This is a genomic window from Paraliobacillus salinarum, assembly GCF_014083865.1.
In the GTDB taxonomy this organism is placed as follows: domain Bacteria; phylum Bacillota; class Bacilli; order Bacillales; family Amphibacillaceae; genus Paraliobacillus; species Paraliobacillus salinarum.
Genome location: NZ_JACEFA010000004.1, coordinates 44,638 through 63,336, shown reverse-complemented (window position 1 = coordinate 63,336; position 18,699 = coordinate 44,638). Strand labels below are relative to the sequence as shown.

Below are 18,699 nucleotides of genomic sequence, written 5' to 3'. Positions count from 1 at the left end.
GCTTATATTACGATGCCGTCTTTCATTTTTATGATGTTATCTACGTATGGTAGCATTTCCTCATCATGTGTGACGACTAATGTTGTAATTCCAAGTGTATTGGTTAATTCGCGAATAAGTTCCATCACTTCTTTAGAGCGCTTGGAATCTAAGTTTGCGGTAGGTTCATCAGCAAAAAGTATTTTAGGCTGATGAATGATTGCGCGTGCGATTGCCACACGTTGTTTTTCTCCACCTGATAGAGAAGAAGGGTAAGCTTTCTTTCTTTGTTCTAAATCTACAATTTTCAAGATTTTATCGATTTCTTTCTTTTGTTCTGGTTTACTTAATGTTGTCTCCGCAACTTCTAGCATTAATAATAGTTGTTCTTCAACAGTAAGAAAAGGAACCAAATGTGATGATTGAAAGACAAATCCAAAATCTTTCGCACGAATTTGACGTATTTGTTCTTGATTTAAGTCAGTCAGATTTTTTCCATCAAATAATAACTGGCCACTCGATGCAGGTTGAAGTCCGGCTGCAATAGTGAGTAGTGTACTTTTACCAGAACCTGAAGCTCCAACTAATGCGGTAACTTCTCCTTTTTGAAGTGGAAGGTTAACTCCTTTTAATATTTCTTCCTCTATTTCACCGTTTTTAAATGATTTACGAACATCTTTTATTTCAAAAATACTCATTTTACACCTCTCCTTGTTGAATCGCTTGTAGTGGACCGACTTTTCGTATTTGTAATCCGGAAAGGGTAGCACCAATAAATCCAATAACAAAGAAAACGATCGCTAACTGTATAGTAGTTACCATTGATAGACTAAATGGCATTCCATCAGGAGCAAAAGAGTTAAAGAGTTGACTTAATGATACGGATAAAATAAGCGATATCGATGTAATAACAAACATTTGTGTCCACATCATTTTGAATAATGTACTAGTTTTTATTCCGATTGCTTTTAAGATACCGTATAAACCGATTTTCTGCACATTCATCATGTAGAAGAAAATTGCAAATAACATACCGCTAATAACAACTAAAAACCAAACAATCATATTTAATGACATTTGTTCTGCGCTAAAGCTAGGGATCGTGTTAAGAAATGCTTTATTCGAGAATGACTCCAATCCGTCAAAAGATAAGGAATCATCAGCATCTGGAATCATAATAAGCTGCATATCTTCTACACGATACATTTGCTGATAATCTTCTGTATTAATGTAGGCGACAGGTGAGTGGCTGTATTTCTTTTGATCGACAAATCCTTTAACAACAAATTCATCATCAAATTGATTATTGGTTAATGTGTCTCCAACTTTAATGCCATCTTCTTTTAACGACTGATCTAATACGATTTCACCTTTTTTAACATTTTCGAAAAAATCAGATTCCGTTGATGTTACAAAAACAACACCGTGCTGTTTGTCCGCATCATCATTTACAAAACCTCTTTGTATTGAGAAGGCGGCAGCATCTTCGTGTTTATTAAGAATTTCTTCTTGTGTCTCACTATCGATACTCGATAAGTTATATGTTTGTTCTGCATCTTCACTCATATAAAATTGACCGTCAGGGAGGTCTTTAATCAGTGAAGCATTATCATCAGATAGGCCATTAGCTAAACCTGAAATGATAAAGGTTAATAAACTAATTAAAAATACAATTGAGCCTAATATTAAAAATTTCGCTTTGTTTTTCTTCATTTCTTTCCATGCTATTTTCATATAATTCCCTCCAAAATTGTTTCACAAGCTAAGTGTAAAACAATAATATGAACGGAATATGAACAGCCCAAAAAATTATTGTAATGGAAGCTCAATAGTAAATGTGGAACCTATATTCTCATTACTCTCTACTTTAATCTCACCGTGGTGCAGTTTCACAATACTAGCGACGATAGATAAACCAAGTCCTGTCCCCTCAATAGTTCTAGTGCGTGATATATCCACGCGGTAAAAACGGTCAAAGATTCTTTTTATATTAGTTTCACTTAAACCAATGCCGGTATCTTCAAAACGAATAGAGACAGTGTTCTCTTTCTGTTCAATCGTGATGTTTATGTTGCCATTTTTACTATTATATTTTATTGCATTTGTAAGTAAGTTATCCCATACCGCATAAAGTAAAGATGGATCACCAGTGAGTTCTGTCTCTGGTAAAGAATAACCAAGCATGATCCCTTTTTCGCTAATTAGCCATTGATAACTTTTAATAAGTTCTTTCAGTTGCGTATCCAAACGAAATTTTTCTTTTTTGACAACATCTTCATTTCGATCTAAAGAGGCAAGCAGTAATAATTGTCGTGTTAATGTCGAAAGTCTTTTTATTTCTCCATTTATAATTGAGATATATTTTTCCTTTTCTACTGGACTTAACGTGTCATCATGCAATAGGTTTGTGTAGCCTTTAATGTTTGATAATGGTGATTGTATGTCATGGGAAACATTGGAAATAAATTCTTTCCGTATATCTTCCGTTTGTTCTAATTTGTTAGCCATATCTGAGAAACTTTTGGAAAGCTCGCCTAGTTCGTCATGACGCTTAATATCCAGTGCTACATTGAAGTTGCCTTGTGACAATGTTTTTGTTGCTTTTGTTAATTTTGTTATTGGTTTGATTAAGTATTTTGTGCTTAAAACAACCATGATAATACTCAATATAATTGCAAAAAGTAGCATCCATGCAAATAACTTACGCATTTCATTAAAAAGTAATTCAATATCTGGCCTAAGGAAAAGTGCATAATTTTGGTCATTGTATGTTAGTGGAACGCCAATTGTATTAGCCAACTCATTAGCAAAAAAACCAGTTACAAAGGTACCCTCAGAAAATTGAAGCATACCATGAAAGATTTCACCATTTAGTACATTTTCTATCGTAGATTTACTTAATGTATTATCTCTAAAAGGTGAGCCAAAAAATTGGTTCTCACCATTCGAGTTGACCAAATAAAGGTGGTAACCAACATGTCCAATATTCTCTAAATATGCTTCTAAATCAATAGAAGGGTTCTCGTTTACAAAAGTTGCAATATCTAATGCAATTTGAGCGTTTTTTTCGTCATTATAAGGTTTTAATTTTATTTGATAATAAGCATTAGATAATAGAAAAGAAATCACACCACTTGCGATCATGATACTGATGGTAATAACAACGAATTTTAAATAAAGTGACTTCATTGTTGCTTTTCCTCTAATAAATAACCAATGCCACGTACAGTTTTAATTTGAAAATCAGCGGTTATTTTTGAAAAACGTTCTCGTAAACGTTTAATATGGACATCTACTGTACGGTCATCTCCTTCATAATCTGCTCCCCAGATTTGTTCGATCAGCTGTTCACGGCTAAATACTTGCATCGGGTGAGAAGCTAAATAATGTAACAACTCAAACTCTTTTAAGGGTAAGAGAGTAGTCTGTTGACCAATTTGTACTTCATAATTCTTTTGATTAATAGTTGTATTTCCTAAACGAATAATTGTTTCATCTTCTTGCTTACCGTATCTTCTTAACAAAGCTTGTATTCTAAATATTAATTCTTTTGGTTCAAACGGTTTAACGACGTAATCATCTGTTCCGGCTTTAAATCCCTCTTCTTTATCCTCGATTTGATTTTTTGCGGTTAAAAGGATAATAGGTATATCATATTTTTTTCGCATTTCCTTTGTTAAATTATATCCATCCATAAAAGGCATCATAATATCAACAACAGCAAGGTCACACTTCTGTTGCTTTAATTTAGCAAGCGCCTCGATGCCGTCCTTCGCTTGCACAACTTGATAGCCAGCCTGAGTTAAATTAATCGTAACAAGATCCAAAATATGAACATCATCATCCACAATCAAAATCGTAGCCATATCCATCCTCCAGTTAGGACATTGGGGTCAGACCCCTTTGTCCCATTTTGCTCTTATTTAGATTGTATATGATTGTTTTGTGGGTTGTCTATGTTTGGGCGGTTTAAGTCCAAATAAATCTATTGTTAAGTTTTTTGGTTAAAAAAGAATTTTTTACCTTGACATTAATTGGCTGTTATTTTAGGATATATGTAACGGGTTACACGAATCTAAACTTAGAAATGTAACCCGTTACATAAAAGGGGAGAGTTTATGACAACGATTAGAGATGTGGCAGAATATGCTCAGGTTTCAGTTGCTACTGTTTCGAGGGTTCTAAATAAGAAAGGTTATGTTCAGTCAGCTACTAAAGAAAAGGTTGAAAAGGCAATAAACGATCTTGATTATAAGCCTAACGATGTTGCTCGATCGCTTTTTAAAGGAAAATCTAAAATGATTGCGTTACTTGTGCCGGACATTACTAATCCTTTCTTTCCAGAACTTGCGAGAGCTGTAGAAGATCTATGCAATCAGAATAGTTATACATTTATTCTCTGTAATACAGATAATTCTTATGAAAAAGAAGCAACATATTTAAACTCATTACAACAGAAGTCAATTGATGGAATGATAATTGTTTCTGATACAATATCTCCAGATTATATAGGGAAAATAAAAGTACCAATTGTGCTGCTAGACCGAGTTTTCGAAAAAGGGGATTACTCTTATGTAAAAGTAAATAATCGTGAAGGAGCGTGTAACGCTACAAATTATTTGAAAGAAATTGGTTGTAAAAAAATTGCTCATATTGCTGGTCCTTCCTCTGTGTTAAACGCAAAGGATAGAATGAAAGGTTATATTGATGCAGTTGCTTATGAATCTTGGTTTTCTAATGATTTAATAATTACATCTGATTACGATATGAAACTCCAAGCATCAACAGAAAATATTAAAGCACTGCTACAAAAGCACCCAGATGTTGATGGAATATTTGCAGCAAATGATTCGATTGCGATTAGGACTATGAAAGTAGCGGAAGAGATGAAAATTAAAATACCTGATGACTTATCCATTATAGGATTTGACGGTATATCTCTTGGAGAAATAACCTCACCGTCTTTAACCACAATGGCTCAACCTATTTATGAAATGGGAAGAAAAGCAGCGAGTATGATTATGGATGAGATAAACGATCCAAGCTTGCCTAAACGGATGGAAAAACTAGAAGTGAACTTTATGAAACGTCAATCTACACGAAAGAAGGGATAGAAATGGGAAAGGTATGTGTGGTTGGGAGTATTAACATGGATCTAACGATAGAAACTGACAAGATGCCTGCTAAAGGCCAGACGGTTTTAGGAAAAAGATTTAATGAGTATCCCGGGGGTAAAGGTGCCAATCAAGCAGTTGCAGCTTCTAGACTTGGTGCAGAAGTTGATTTTATCGGTGCTGTAGGTAAGGATTTGTTTGGAGAAAAATTAAAAAAGCGTCTGCATTTAGAAGGCATTCAGACAAAGGGAATTATTGAAACTGATACTTTAGAAACTGGTGTTGCTAATATTATTCTATCTCAACAAGACAATAGGATTATTGTAGCACCTGGAGCAAACAATGCTGTTACGCCTATTGTTGTGAAGCAATTTGAGGAGATCATCAAGAACGCGGATATCCTATTGCTACAGCTTGAGATACCAATGGAATCAGTGAAATGCGCAGTAGATATTGCGTGGGAGCATCAAGTACCAATTATTTTAAATCCTGCCCCATATCAGAAGTTATCAAAAAGTATGATAGAAAAAATAACGTATCTTACACCAAATGAATTGGAAGCGGCTGAATTGGAAGCTGAAAGAGGCGTGGATATGATTAATTTTTTAAATAAATTAATTATTACAGAAGGAAAAGCAGGAGTTAATTTCTCTTCAAATGGAGAAATGAAACAAGTAAAAGGTTTATCTGTAAATGTAAAAGATACAACCGGCGCTGGTGACACATTCAATGGTGCATTAGCGATGCAGTTGGCGGAAAAGAAGCCACTTGAAGAAGCTGTTTATTTTGCAAACGCAGCTGCTGCATTATCAGTTACAAAGCGAGGCGCACAAGTAGGAATGCCGACTAAGCAACCGGTGATAGATTTCATTGGAAAGGGAGTGAAATAAACATGAAAAAGCAAGGGATTTTAAATAGAGAATTGTCTGCAGTATTTGCAACACTTGGTCATGGTGACACAGTAGTAATTGCAGATTGCGGATTACCAATTCCAACTACAGTAAAATGTGTCGATCTATCTTATACAATTGGAGAGCCTAATTTTCAATCAATTTTTAATTCTGTAAAAGAGGACATGGTATTTGAAAAAGTAACGCTTGCAAATGAAATCAAGGACAACAATCCTCAATTAGAAAGATATATCGAAAAAGAAATCGGAAAAGTAGAAGTTGCATATTTGTCACATCAAAAATTCAAAGAAGACATATCCAAAGCAAAAGTAGTTATTCGTACAGGCGAAGCAACACCATATGCAAATGTGATATTGCAGTCTGGTGTAATATTTTAATGAAAGAGAGTGAGGAACATGTCTGACACACCAATCATTGAAATGGAGCATATTGATAAATCATTTGTAGGAAACCAAGTGCTATCTGACGTTCATTTTGATATCCAAGAGGGAGAGATTCATGCCTTAATGGGTGAGAATGGTGCTGGGAAGTCTACTCTTATAAAGGTGCTGACCGGGATTCATCCAAGAGATAGTGGAATCATTCGATGGAAAGGGGAAGAGGTTAAGTTTTCTAATCCGAAAGAAGCCGAAAAAGAAGGGATAATTGTTATTCATCAGGAGTTAAATATAATTCCATATTTAACAGTTGCTGAGAACATGTTTTTGGGTAAAGAGCTCACCTATGGTAAATCAGGAATTATAAAATCAAATGAAATGAAAGCGCAAACAAAGGGTATATTGGATAAATTAGGTGTGAAAAATATCCAACCCAATGATATTGCAGGAAACTTATCTGTAGGAAAACAGCAAATGGTAGAGATCGCTAGAGCCCTTGCCACTGAAGCTAAGGTTATTATTATGGACGAGCCAACAGCTGCTTTAACAGAGCGTGAGATTCGAAGTCTATTTAATTTAGTTCAAGATTTAAAGAAACAAGGTGTAAGCTTTGTATATATTTCCCACCGTATGGAAGAAATTTTTGAGATATGTGATCGTATAACGGTGTTACGGGATGGCTCTTATGTAGGAACCAGAATGGTGAAAGAAACCAATCTAGAAGCTGTAGTGAAAATGATGGTAGGTCGTGAACTAGGACAACGATTTCCTGAAAAGAATAATTATATAGGTGATGTAATTCTTTCCGTGGAGAACTTTTCCTCACCTGGTTGGTTTGATAATGTAACTTTTGACGTGCGTAAAGGTGAGATATTAGGTGTTTCTGGATTAATGGGTGCAGGACGATCGGAAGTAATGGAGGCACTGTTCGGCTATCGGAAAAGCAGTAATGGACATGTCAAATTAGATGGAAAACCATTGAAAGCAAACCATCCAAAGAATTTAATTAAACAAGGAATTGGCTTTATTACCGAAGATCGTAAAGTAAAAGGGCTTATGTTGGAAGCACCAATTCGTGAAAATATTACGTTAGCTAATTTCAAAAGAGTATCCAAAAATCAAGTAATTCAAACAAAAAAGGAACGTGAGCTTGTTAATCAATTAATAAAACGACTAAACGTGAAAGCGACAAACAGTGAACAACAGGTAAAGTCATTAAGTGGCGGTAACCAACAAAAGGTGGTTGTTGCCAAATGGCTTGGCATTGAACCAAAAGTATTGATTTTAGATGAACCAACACGGGGGGTAGATATCGGAGCGAAGAAAGAGATCTATACAATTATTAACGAACTTGCCGAAAATGGTGTTGCAATCATTATGGTATCTTCTGAATTACAGGAAATACTTGGAGTAAGTGATCGTGTAATGGTTATGCATGAAGGAAAAGTAAAAGGATTCTTTGATCGTAATGAAGCAACACAGGAAAAAATTATGTTAGCAGCTACGGGAGGGGAATAAACTCATGTCCTACATTAAAAAAAATATCTCAATTCTTGGTCCGTTAATTGGTTTGATTTTATTTTCTATTTTTCTTGGAATTATGAATGACAGCTTTTTAACTTTAAACAATATCTTAAATTTACTTCGCCAGATTTCTGTTAATTCATTAATTGCGTTTGGGATGACATTTGTCATTTTAACAGCAGGAATTGATTTATCTGTCGGATCCATATTAGCCTTAGGAAGTGCTTTAACTGCTGGGTTGTTATCCAGTTCAATGGATCCATTGCTTGCAATATTTCTTGGGCTTTTAATCGGGTTTTTACTTGGCGCAATAAATGGAGTCATCATTACAAAGGGAAAAGTTGCGCCATTTATTGCAACGTTGGCAACCATGACAATCTATCGTGGAGCAACACTTGTATACACGGGTGGTCGACCGATTACAGGTCTTTCTGACAGCTTTACATTTGAAATGATAGGAAAAGGTTATGTTTTCGGCATTCCATTCCCTGCGATTCTAATGATAATCATGTTCCTGATTCTATATTTTGTTTTAAATAAAACAGTATTCGGAAGACAAGTATACGCCATTGGTGGAAATGAGGAAGCGTCGATTTTATCAGGTATTAAAGCAGATCGTGTGAAAATTTGGGTTTATTCATTAACCGGGATGTTGTCTGTTCTTGCAGGGATTATTATTACTAGTCGACTCAACTCTGCACAACCAACAGCTGGTGCATCATATGAGCTAGATGCAATCGCTGCTGTAGTAATTGGTGGCACTAGTTTAGCAGGTGGACGTGGTCGTATTATAGGTACGTTAATTGGTGCGCTGATTATTGGCGTCATTGATAATGGATTAAACTTAATGAATGTTTCTTCGTTTTATCAACAAATTGTTAAAGGTGGTATTATACTGCTTGCTGTATTACTTGATCGTAGCTCAAATAAATAGTTAGTTAAGAGTGCACTTGCATCTTTTCTATAAAAAAATATTAGGGAGGAATTCAATATGTTTAAATGGTTAAAAGCAATGGCTATTTTAATTGCTGCAGTACTATTTCTAGCGGCTTGCTCTACAGATGCACCGGGTTCTGGAGATGCTGGTGAAGGTGAAGAAGGAGATGGTGATAATAGTGTGACAGTTGGTTTTTCTGTTTCAACTTTAAATAACCCATTCTTTGTTTCATTACGAGATGGTACAGAACTTGCAGCAAAAGAAGCGGGGTTTGATATCATTACATCTGATGCACAAGACGATCCTACAACACAGTTAAGTGATATCGAGGATATGCTACAACAAAATATTGATGTGCTTTTAATCAATCCAGTTGATTCTGAAGCGGTTGTTTCTGCAGTGGAGCTTGCTAACGAGGCTGGTGTTCCTGTTATAACAGTTGATCGCAGTGCTGATGGTGGAGAAGTTGTGACACATGTTGCATCTGATAACGTTGCGGGTGGTGAAATGGCTGGAGAATACATTGTATCTCAGCTTGAAGAGCAAGGGAAACTAGTAGAAATTGAAGGTGTTCCTGGCGCTTCTGCAACGCGTGAACGTGGAGAAGGATTTCATAATGTAATCGACAAAATGAATGATTTAGAAATGGTTGCCAATCAGACGGCAAACTTTGATAGAACAGAAGGATTAACTGTAATGGAGAATATATTACAAGGTACAGAAAAAATTGATGCTGTATTTGCTCATAATGATGAGATGGCATTAGGTGCTTTGGAAGCTATAGAGTCGGCGGGCTTAAGCGAAGATATCATCGTGGTAGGATTTGATGCAATCGACGATGCGGTAAAAGCAGTAGAAGATGGAACTCTAGACGCGACGATCGCACAACAACCTAAATTAATCGGAGAAGAAGCTGTGAAAGCTGCACAAAAAATCGTGAATGGTGATGAAGTAGAAAGAACAATTCCAGTAGAACTAGAGTTAGTTACAAACAATTAAAACAAATACCCACCCACTTATAATTTACACCCCTAGAACTAAAAATCTAATTCTAGGGGTGTTTTGTTGTCAAGTTATGAATGTTTGAAACATACTCTATCGATTTTAATGGGTTAAGAATTAGCTAGATGAAATGTTTAGGTAAGTCACATCCATTTACATTAAATTCGACAAATGATACTATTCAACTAATTGGTTGAATAGTATCATTTGTGTGTGGGGTGAAAAAGCGATGGACGCTAGAGGCTTTAAAGATTTTGTTTATGGAGAGTTTGCTCGTATTGGTAAGGCGTTATCGAGTCCAAAGCGAATTGAATTGTTAGATTTATTAACACAAGGATCTAAATCGGTAGAATTATTGGCAACTGAAACGAAGATGAGTATAGCTAATACGTCTAAACATTTACAAGCTTTACTTGATGCGAAGCTAGTTGTGTTTGCGAAAGAAAAAAATTATATAATTTATCAACTAGCGAGTAATGAAGTGCGGCATCTATTTCTAGCTTTAAGAAGTACGACTGAGGATCGAACCGATGAAATAAATGATGTTAGAGCTGATTTCATTTCGAAAAACCATCAATTAAATGTACTTCAGCAAAATGATTTTTCAAAAAAAACGAAGGAAGATTCTATTACGTTAATTGATGTTAGACCAAGAGATGAATATATAGTTGATCATCTTCCGGGTGCAACTTCCATCCCTATTTCGGAATTGGAAAAGCGAATTGAACAATTACCGAAAGATAAAGACGTTGTTGTTTATTGTAGAGGTCCATATTGTGTTTATGCAACAGAAGCGGTACAGCTACTACAGTCAAAAGGTTATAAGGCTTCTTTACTTGAAGCGGGAGTAAATGAATGGAGAGAAATGAAGTAATGATCTAAGAAAAAGTCTGTTTTGATTCAGGCTTTTTTCATTTTGGAGGTAAATCAAATGAATCAAGTTAAAATAGGTATAAAAGAAAATCGCATGCAGTTTGTTTTACTTGTTATTACAAACTTATTTGTCGGATCCATGGTTGGGATAGAGCGAACCATTTTGCCAATATTAGGAGAGGAACAGTTCGGATTAGCATCTACTAGTGCAGCCCTATCTTTTATTGTTAGTTTTGGGTTTTCTAAAGCAATCGTAAATTACTTTGCTGGTCAAATAGCTGATCGTTTTGGTAGAAAAAAAGTATTATTGATTGGTTGGATGATCGGTTTATTTGTTCCTGTTTCAATTATTTTTGCCCATGCATGGTGGGTAATCGTTGTTGCTAATATTCTATTAGGTATTAATCAAGGGCTAACGTGGTCAATGACAGTGAATATGAAAATAGATTTGTCAAAACCCAATCAAAGGGGAACAGCGGTCGGTTTGAATGAATTTGCTGGATACTCCGGGGTGGCGTTGTTTGCTGCGATATCAGGTTATGTAGCAACTTTTTATTCCTTAAGGCCTGATCCGTTCTTTATTGGAATTGGCATTGCGATAGTCGGAATCATTCTATCATTTATCGTAAAAGATACCGATCATTTACTAAAAACATATATAAAAGACCACACATCCCCTAAACATAATAATAATTTCTCATCAAAGGAAATCTTTCATTTAACAACGTGGAAAAATAGCAATCTATCAACGATTAGCTTTTCTGGCTTAGCTACGAACTTAAAAGATGGGATGGCTTGGGGGCTTTTCCCGATATTTTTCACTACAGTAGGCCTGAATGTTGATGAAGTTGGTACAATTGTTGCACTGTATCCTGCTTCTTGGGGAGTGTTTCAACTATTCACAGGCGCATTGAGTGACAAGATTGGTAGGAAAAGCTTAATCACTTATGGGATGTGGACACAAGCAATTGCCTTGTGGTTTATTATCGCTGTTAATAGTTATTTTTTATGGATTATTGGAGCGATTTTATTAGGGCTGGGAACGGCAATGGTATATCCAACACTGCAAGCGGCTATTGGAGATGTTGCTGATCCACGTTGGCGCGCTTCTTCAATGGGAGTCTATCGTTTTTGGAGAGATAGTGGTTATGCCTTTGGGGCATTATTAGCAGGATTTATTGCTGATTTGTTAGGTGTAACCTGGGCGATAGGACTAGTGGCGTTAGTGCCCTTTATTGCCGGATTATTATCACGATTTAGAATACATGATCCAATTAAATAGTGTAATAGGAAATGAACTATATTCATTAGTCTTTAAGGTATGTGTTTGATCATATATCAAACACATACCTTTTTCAATTGTTCTAAATCTTTTCAAAATAAAAAATTAATTGTCATGTCTAATTTAGTAGTTGTAGTAATAACTATATAAAGATATAACATAATAATGTTATATTGACTAGGTGAGTAAGCGATGGTATTATTTAGAATGATAGCAAATCTTTTTCCAGTTGCTAACCTAGTTATCAGAAGGAGGAATTAATGGATATACGTGAAGATGCTGTAAGATGCCGCTTTGTTTTTAGTGAGTGAAGAAAGTAGTTTTTAAAGGAGGGTTTTTAGTGAAGTTAAAAAGTTTTTTAACCGTGTTTTTTCTTATGGTTGTAGTAGTGTTTGCGTTATCAGCGTGTAACAGTGAGAAAACAGATACTGATGAGACTGAGAATGAAACAGAAGCTAGTGATGTCAATAAGACGGGTATGCCGATTGTTGAAGATTCCCTTGATTTAAACTTCTTTGCTTATAAACCAGCGCAAAATGAGGACAATGATTGGAACGATATTCTAGTCTGGAATCATTATCGAGATATGACTAATATTAATGTTAATTGGGATTTAGTTAGTCTTGATGCACTTGAGGAGAAAAGAAACCTCGCGCTTGGTGGTGGACAGTTACCAGATGCATTTTACCTTTCACAGGTACCTAACTCAGATTTATTGAGATATGGTCAACAGGGCGTTTTTATTCCTTTAAATGATCTAATAGCTGAATATGCCCCTAATTTAACGAAATTAATGGAAGAAAATCCGACTATAAAGGAAGCGCTTACGTTCCCGGATGGGAATATTTATTCTATGCCATCCCTTATAGAAGAGGATTTCTTATCCTTAAGACTTAGTGCAAGACCATGGGTTAATGAAGCATGGTTAAAGGAATTGAATATGGATATTCCTGAGACAACTGGAGAATATTACGAATACTTAAAGGCGGTGAAGGAACTAGATCCAGTAGGGGGAGGGAAAACCATCCCTTATGGTGGTACGGATATTCAGGAGCTAGTGCAATGGCTGTCAGGTTCCTATGGTGTCATGAACCGAGGACCATCGAACGGAGCAAATATTGATGTAGATCCGAGCGATGAAAGTAAGGTCAGGTTCTATGCAACATCTGATGAATATAAAAAGTTGTTACAATACATCAATAAGCTATATGAAGAACAATTGATTGACCAAAGTATTTTCTCTATTGAGTGGGGGCAATTCCTTGCAAATGCCTCAAATAATTTATATGGAAGTATGATTTTCTATGATCCTATTGAATTATTTGGAGAAGAAATTGGATCACAATATAATAGTTTAGCAGCTTTAGAGGGTGAAGATGGTCACCAGCAATACAACAAAATATCATCACCTGTCTGGGCAACATCTAATCTAGTAATCACAGAAGAGAATCCTAGTCCTGAAGCTACAGTAAGATGGATGGATCACTTCTATAGTGATGAAGGGGCAGAGCTCTATTATATGGGTGTTGAAGGAGAAACATTTGAGAACGTTGATGGAGAGAAGCAATACATGGATCACATTCTTAATCCTGAAGGGGATATGACGTTTGAACAAGCGCTTGCTAAGCAATTAACATGGCTTGGTTCAATCAATGGTATTATCAAAGCTGATTACTTCCAAGGTGGGGAATCTGCACCGCAATCCATGGCTGCTGCAGAAAAAATCGAACCATTTGCCGCAGATGAAATATGGCCTAGATTTACTTTTACCGAAGAAGAGAACAAAGTACTTCAATCAGCAGGTCAAGATATCTCTAAATATACAGAAGAAATGCGTGATAAATTTATCACAGGAAAAGCTGATTTTTCTGAATGGGATCAATATGTAGAGACGATCGAAAGCATGAATTTTGATGAGTTTCTAAATGTTTACCAACAAGCTTATGATAGATACCAGGAAAATTAATTACATTTTCTAAGCCATCTGTCTGCAAAATAAAAAGAGATAACCAACTTGTTAAGCCATCTAAGATATTTGTTTATGTAAAATAATTATCATGGGCATGACAATCAACAAACAATTTAGTGCGCGTTTTCATTCCTCTTAGAAAAGCATGCCCTTTTTATTTTTTGTATGTTACATGTTTTTAGCTAACTATCCTTTAGTAGTCAAACAATTGTAATAAGGGGGTTTAAAAGTATGGCAGTAGTCAAATCAGTAAAAAGAAAAGGAAATTCTAAGATTGCAAAAAGTTTTAAGCAAAATTGGCAATTATACATTTTCCTATTACCAGCTATCACCTACTTCTTTGTTTTTCATTACATCCCTATGTACGGTATTCAAATTGCTTTCAAGGATTATTATGCAAACCTCGGTATGTTCGGAAGTCCTTTAGTAGGGTTTGAACATTTTGAAAGGTTTTTTGATTCCTATTATTTCTGGAGGCTATTAAAAAATACACTTATTTTGAATGCCTACAATCTTCTCTTATTCCCTTTACCTATTATTTTTGCTTTATCATTAAATGAATTAAGAAATGGTGCATTTAAAAAATGGTCTCAGACATTAACGTATGCCCCCCACTTCATTTCCGTAGTAGTTGTTGTCGGAATGTTAGTGGCATTTCTAGATCCTAATACTGGGCTTATTAATCATGTTGTGCGATTGTTTGGAATGGAACCGATCCATTTCCTTACTAGTCCAGAATGGTTTAGGCATATATTCGTTTGGTCGGGGCAATGGCAATCACTTGGTTGGGGTACAATCATATACCTTGCGGCGCTTGCAGGAGTTAATCCTGAACTACACGAAGCAGCTAAAGTGGATGGTGCGACGAGATTTCAGCGCATTATACATATTAATATCCCAACGATTTTACCGACGATTATTATTCTCTTCATTCTAAATATAGGTAATTTTATGCAAATAGGTTTTGAAAAGGTTCTATTAATGCAAAACAATCTGAATTCCGAAACCTCAGATATTATTCAAACGTTTGTTTATGAGACGGGTTTATTGGAAGGGCAGTATAGTTTTGCTGCAGCCATTGGGTTATTTGAATCTTTAATCAATATTGTTCTATTAGTAACTGTTAACCAGATTGCTAGAAAAGTAAGTAATAATAGCTTATGGTAGGAGGTAAAAACATGTCCCGATTCACATTATCAGATAAAGCGTTCGATAGGTTAAATTTAATATTTGTATTATTAGTTACATTAATCATTATTTACCCGCTCATCTTTGTTATTAGTGCTTCGATTAGTGATCCTCAAGCCGTAAATTCTGGTGAAATGTGGTTATGGCCTGTAGATATTACATTTGATGGGTTTGTGCGGGTATTTCAGAACGAAGCTATTTGGACAGGTTACCGCAATACAATTATTTATACAGTGGTTGGGGTGCTCATTCATTTATTTATTCTACTGCCTGCTGCCTATGCATTATCTCGAAAAGAACTAATGGCAAAAAAGGCATTCATGTGGTTTATTTTGTTTACTATGTTATTCAATGGTGGGTTAATTCCCACATATTTAGTTGTAAAAAATTTAGGAATGGTCGATACAATGTGGTCAATCGTAATACCAGGAGTTGTAGGTGCTTGGTCCGTACTCGTGGCACGTACATTCTTTCAGCAAACCATTCCTGATCAGTTAGTTGAAGCTTCTAAAATAGATGGAGCAAGTGATTTCTATTTATTTCTTAAAGTGGTTCTTCCGTTATCCTTGCCGATTATTGCGGTAATGGCATTGTTTCATGCGGTGGCCTTATGGAATCAGTATTTTAATGCGTTAATTTATTTGTCGGACGAAAAACTATTTCCATTACAATTAATTTTAAGACAGATCTTAATCTTGAATGAAGTGAGTGCTGATAGTGCGGCTACAGCAGCAGGGGCGGCTCAGTCATTCTCTGATCAAGTGAAAACAGCCTCTTTAGTAAAATATGCGGTAATTATTGTTTCCGCTTTGCCGTTGTTAATTGTGTATCCATTCTTACAACGCTTTTTTGTTAAAGGTGTTTTGATTGGGTCAGTTAAGGAGTAGTCTAGCGTAATGAAATAATATGGTATAAATACAGGGGGCGGAAACATGGATTCCTTTGTTAGTGGATATTATCGTTTTGCGGTATGGGCGCTTCGATTCGCATATCTAAACGTATGTTGGGTAATATTTAGTGCTTTGGGTTTAATTGTGTTTGGATTTATGCCCGCTACTGCAGCTATGTTTTCTATCGTTAGGAAGTGGATTAATGGTGATGAGGATTTCCCAATACTGCAATCTTACTGGAAGGTGTATAAATCTGAGTTTTTAAAGACAAATAGTGCCGGTTTGCTCTTGTTTCTTGTAGGTTATTTACTCGTAATTGAATTTAATATATTGAGATTACAAGATCATTTTATCTATTTATTTGTTAGCTATACGGTATTAGGGATTTTAATCTTATATGTTATTGTCTGTATTTATTTCTTTCCGATATTTGTTCATTTTAAATTGAAATGGTTAGATTATTTTAAGTGGCCATTTATTATTAGTTTTTCTCATCCTATTCTGACGCTATTCATCCTTGGGGTTCTATGGAGTGTTTATTACATTATTTGGACTTCCATTCCGGCGCTGCTATTCTTTTTTGGAGGAAGTGTCTCCGCTTGGTTTATCATGTGGGCTGTGTCGAAAAGCTTTTCAAAATATGAATATAAAGAAGTGTAATTCGTAATGGTCTAAGTAGCTTACATGTTAAACTATTTGTTAGTATAGTTTAAATAGCAGCTTTTGATCTACTTAATACGAAAGAAGTAAGAATAGGAGTGGAATTCAAATGAAATTAACGTTAAAAAAGGGCCCGTTATATGCACAAGTGCAAGAAATTCTCAGAAATCGCATTGTTAGTGGAAAGTATCCAAAAGGCAGTCTAATACCTTCAGAAGTGGAATTAAAAGAAGAGTTTGATGTGAGTCTGATTACGATACGTAGAGCTGTTGAGCAGCTATCAAATCAAGGATATGTGGAGAAGAAAAGTGGGATCGGAACTACTGTATTAGACAATTATGCGATATCTAAACTGTCTAAAGGTCAGAGATTTTCTCAACACCTTATTGAAGAAGGCTATGAATTGAAAAAAGAATCTGCATCAATTTTAACCGTAGACCTTCTTGAAAATTATCCTGAACTAGTAGATGATTTTGGAGCAACATGTCATTGTGTGGAAAGACTGTATACGTTAGAAGGAAAACCATACATTCATTTTAAGCATTTTATTACAAAAGATATTATGTTACCAAATGATTCTGAAGTGCTGTTAGGATCTTTATATGAAATTATTTCTGAGCAAGGAATAAAGTTCAATCGTTTTAAAGATGAGTTTGGCATTGAAGTTCCTGATGCATCAATTACAGATCAATTACAATTAGAGCAGAAGCCTCTCTTGAAACGAATTCGTTATTCTTATGATATAAATGATCAATTAATTGAATTCTCTGTTGGTTATTATAATACTGACATTCATAAATATGTTGTTAATTTTGATGTTTAATGTTGTAGCTTAGTAAAAGAGTAAGTACTTTTATTTTCCGCATGAAATATTTGGGTTAAAAGTGTAATGGAGGAGAGGTTTTAAATGGTTTCTGAGAAAGATACATTTATTATCTATACGGGCACTTATGGATTGGAAGAGGACTATGCAATACAAGTGCTAGCATTCAATACTACATCACGTTCTTTCAAACAATTGAATTCGGTAAAAGGTATAGCGAATCCTTCCTATCTAGCCGTAAATAGGAAGCAAGACACACTGTATGTCATCAGTGAAGAGAAGCAAGGTAAAGTGGCTTGTTATGATATTATTAAAGATATGTTTCGGTTAGAGGAAAAAGGTAATCTACAGGATGGCGAGATAGTAGGTCCCTGCTATATTACACTTGACGAAAGTGAGCAATATTTATTTGTTGTGAACTATGCAGGAGGGTCTTTGTTGGTCTATCAATTGGCAAGTTATCAGACAATAGAGAAATTGACGGATCAACACGTTTATTTACCTGGCTCTCACCCACATATGATAATACAAATTCCTAATACGTCCAGATATATTGTTACGGACCTGGGATTAGATAAAGTATATTTGTATGAATTAAATAAGGGTAAATTAACGTTAATTAATGAATTTGCAACAACTTCCAAGTCAGGTCCTAGACATGTTGCTGTATTTGGTGAACACAGAAAAATATATATTGTCAATGAATTCAATTCTCAAATAGCTGTTTATAATTATGATGAAACTTGCTCTAAGCTTGAGTTAGTCCAAGAAATAAACGTCCTCAATGAAACATTTAATGGAAAGAATTTTGGTGCTGATATTCATATTGCTTATGAACGGTCATTTTTATATACTTCCAATCGTGGTCACGACAGTATCTCTGTTTTTAAAATTAACAACAATGGTTTGCTGACCTATATTGATAATGTTTCCGCAGAAGGTAAATGGCCAAGGAATTTTGTTATTACTCCAGATGAAACGACTATGCTTGTTGCTAATCAACATACAAACGCTGTAGTGGCAATGGAAATTCAAGCTGAAGGTGTACCTAAATATACTGGAAATCAATTCTCTATTGAAGCACCTGTATGTCTCAAATCATTTGATTTTCCCTCAGAATAAATTGGTTAAATAAATAAAAAAGCGGAGCTAAACGTAAATGTGTTAGCT

At 35.3% G+C, this 18,699-nt stretch carries 18 protein-coding genes; 14 read left to right on the top strand and 4 right to left on the bottom strand.

The features are described 5' to 3' along the window. Positions 1-2 precede the first annotated feature (2 nt). The 4 genes from HP569_RS05760 to HP569_RS05745 all read right to left on the bottom strand — a co-directional run bounded on the left by HP569_RS05760 (position 3) and on the right by HP569_RS05745 (position 3,845). Entirely contained in the window at positions 3-677 is a 675-nt protein-coding gene (locus tag HP569_RS05760) for an ABC transporter ATP-binding protein (RefSeq protein WP_182200214.1), read from the bottom strand. A 1-nt stretch (position 678) separates the two neighbouring features. Continuing rightward, positions 679-1,713 (bottom strand): ABC transporter permease, encoded by a 1,035-nt coding sequence (locus HP569_RS05755; RefSeq protein ID WP_182200213.1) that lies wholly within the window; start codon positions 1,711-1,713, stop codon positions 679-681. Positions 1,714-1,788: 75 nt separating this feature from the next. Beyond that, positions 1,789-3,168, bottom strand: a complete 1,380-nt coding sequence (locus HP569_RS05750) for a sensor histidine kinase (protein ID WP_182200212.1) — start codon at positions 3,166-3,168, stop codon at positions 1,789-1,791. Continuing rightward, positions 3,165-3,845, bottom strand: a complete 681-nt coding sequence (locus HP569_RS05745) for a response regulator transcription factor (RefSeq protein ID WP_182200211.1) — start codon at positions 3,843-3,845, stop codon at positions 3,165-3,167. Before HP569_RS05745 ends, HP569_RS05750 begins: the two co-directional genes overlap by 4 nt. A 252-nt stretch (positions 3,846-4,097) precedes the next feature. Here HP569_RS05745 and HP569_RS05740 point away from each other — a divergent pair, with 252 nt between their 5' ends. From HP569_RS05740 to HP569_RS05675, 14 genes are all read left to right on the top strand, one after another. Continuing rightward, positions 4,098-5,093: a LacI family DNA-binding transcriptional regulator gene (locus HP569_RS05740; RefSeq protein WP_182200210.1), complete on the top strand. Its 996-nt coding sequence runs from the start codon at positions 4,098-4,100 to the stop codon at positions 5,091-5,093. Between the two features lie 2 nt (positions 5,094-5,095). Next, the gene (gene rbsK / locus HP569_RS05735; RefSeq protein ID WP_182200209.1) at positions 5,096-5,983 is read left to right on the top strand and encodes a ribokinase; all 888 of its coding nucleotides are present in this window, start codon (positions 5,096-5,098) and stop codon (positions 5,981-5,983) included. 2 nt (positions 5,984-5,985) lie between these two features. Next, on the top strand, positions 5,986-6,381 hold the full coding sequence (rbsD, locus tag HP569_RS05730; RefSeq protein WP_182200208.1) for a D-ribose pyranase: 396 nt from the start codon (positions 5,986-5,988) through the stop codon (positions 6,379-6,381). Positions 6,382-6,399: 18 nt separating this feature from the next. After that, a complete protein-coding gene (locus tag HP569_RS05725; RefSeq protein WP_182200207.1) occupies positions 6,400-7,899 on the top strand; it encodes a sugar ABC transporter ATP-binding protein in 1,500 nt (499 codons plus the stop codon). 4 nt (positions 7,900-7,903) lie between these two features. Beyond that, positions 7,904-8,839 (top strand): ABC transporter permease subunit, encoded by a 936-nt coding sequence (locus tag HP569_RS05720; protein ID WP_182200206.1) that lies wholly within the window; start codon positions 7,904-7,906, stop codon positions 8,837-8,839. A 57-nt stretch (positions 8,840-8,896) separates the two neighbouring features. Continuing rightward, positions 8,897-9,841, top strand: a complete 945-nt coding sequence (gene rbsB, locus HP569_RS05715; RefSeq protein WP_182200205.1) for a ribose ABC transporter substrate-binding protein RbsB — start codon at positions 8,897-8,899, stop codon at positions 9,839-9,841. Positions 9,842-10,073: 232 nt separating this feature from the next. Next, positions 10,074-10,718, top strand: a complete 645-nt coding sequence (locus HP569_RS05710; RefSeq protein ID WP_182200204.1) for an ArsR/SmtB family transcription factor — start codon at positions 10,074-10,076, stop codon at positions 10,716-10,718. Positions 10,719-10,775: 57 nt separating this feature from the next. Then, on the top strand, positions 10,776-11,999 hold the full coding sequence (locus tag HP569_RS05705; RefSeq protein ID WP_182200203.1) for an MFS transporter: 1,224 nt from the start codon (positions 10,776-10,778) through the stop codon (positions 11,997-11,999). A gap of 340 nt (positions 12,000-12,339) precedes the next feature. Then, complete coding sequence (locus tag HP569_RS05700; RefSeq protein WP_182200202.1) at positions 12,340-13,965, top strand: type 2 periplasmic-binding domain-containing protein; 1,626 nt, start codon at positions 12,340-12,342, stop codon at positions 13,963-13,965. 234 nt (positions 13,966-14,199) lie between these two features. Further along, complete coding sequence (locus HP569_RS05695) at positions 14,200-15,135, top strand: ABC transporter permease (protein ID WP_182200201.1); 936 nt, start codon at positions 14,200-14,202, stop codon at positions 15,133-15,135. Between the two features lie 11 nt (positions 15,136-15,146). Then, the gene (locus HP569_RS05690) at positions 15,147-16,043 is read left to right on the top strand and encodes a carbohydrate ABC transporter permease (RefSeq protein ID WP_182200200.1); all 897 of its coding nucleotides are present in this window, start codon (positions 15,147-15,149) and stop codon (positions 16,041-16,043) included. Between the two features lie 45 nt (positions 16,044-16,088). Continuing rightward, entirely contained in the window at positions 16,089-16,706 is a 618-nt protein-coding gene (locus HP569_RS05685; RefSeq protein ID WP_182200199.1) for a YesL family protein, read from the top strand. A gap of 109 nt (positions 16,707-16,815) precedes the next feature. After that, the gene (locus HP569_RS05680) at positions 16,816-17,529 is read left to right on the top strand and encodes a GntR family transcriptional regulator (protein ID WP_182200198.1); all 714 of its coding nucleotides are present in this window, start codon (positions 16,816-16,818) and stop codon (positions 17,527-17,529) included. Between the two features lie 84 nt (positions 17,530-17,613). Next, positions 17,614-18,651, top strand: a complete 1,038-nt coding sequence (locus HP569_RS05675) for a lactonase family protein (protein WP_182200197.1) — start codon at positions 17,614-17,616, stop codon at positions 18,649-18,651. Positions 18,652-18,699: the final 48 nt, after the last annotated feature.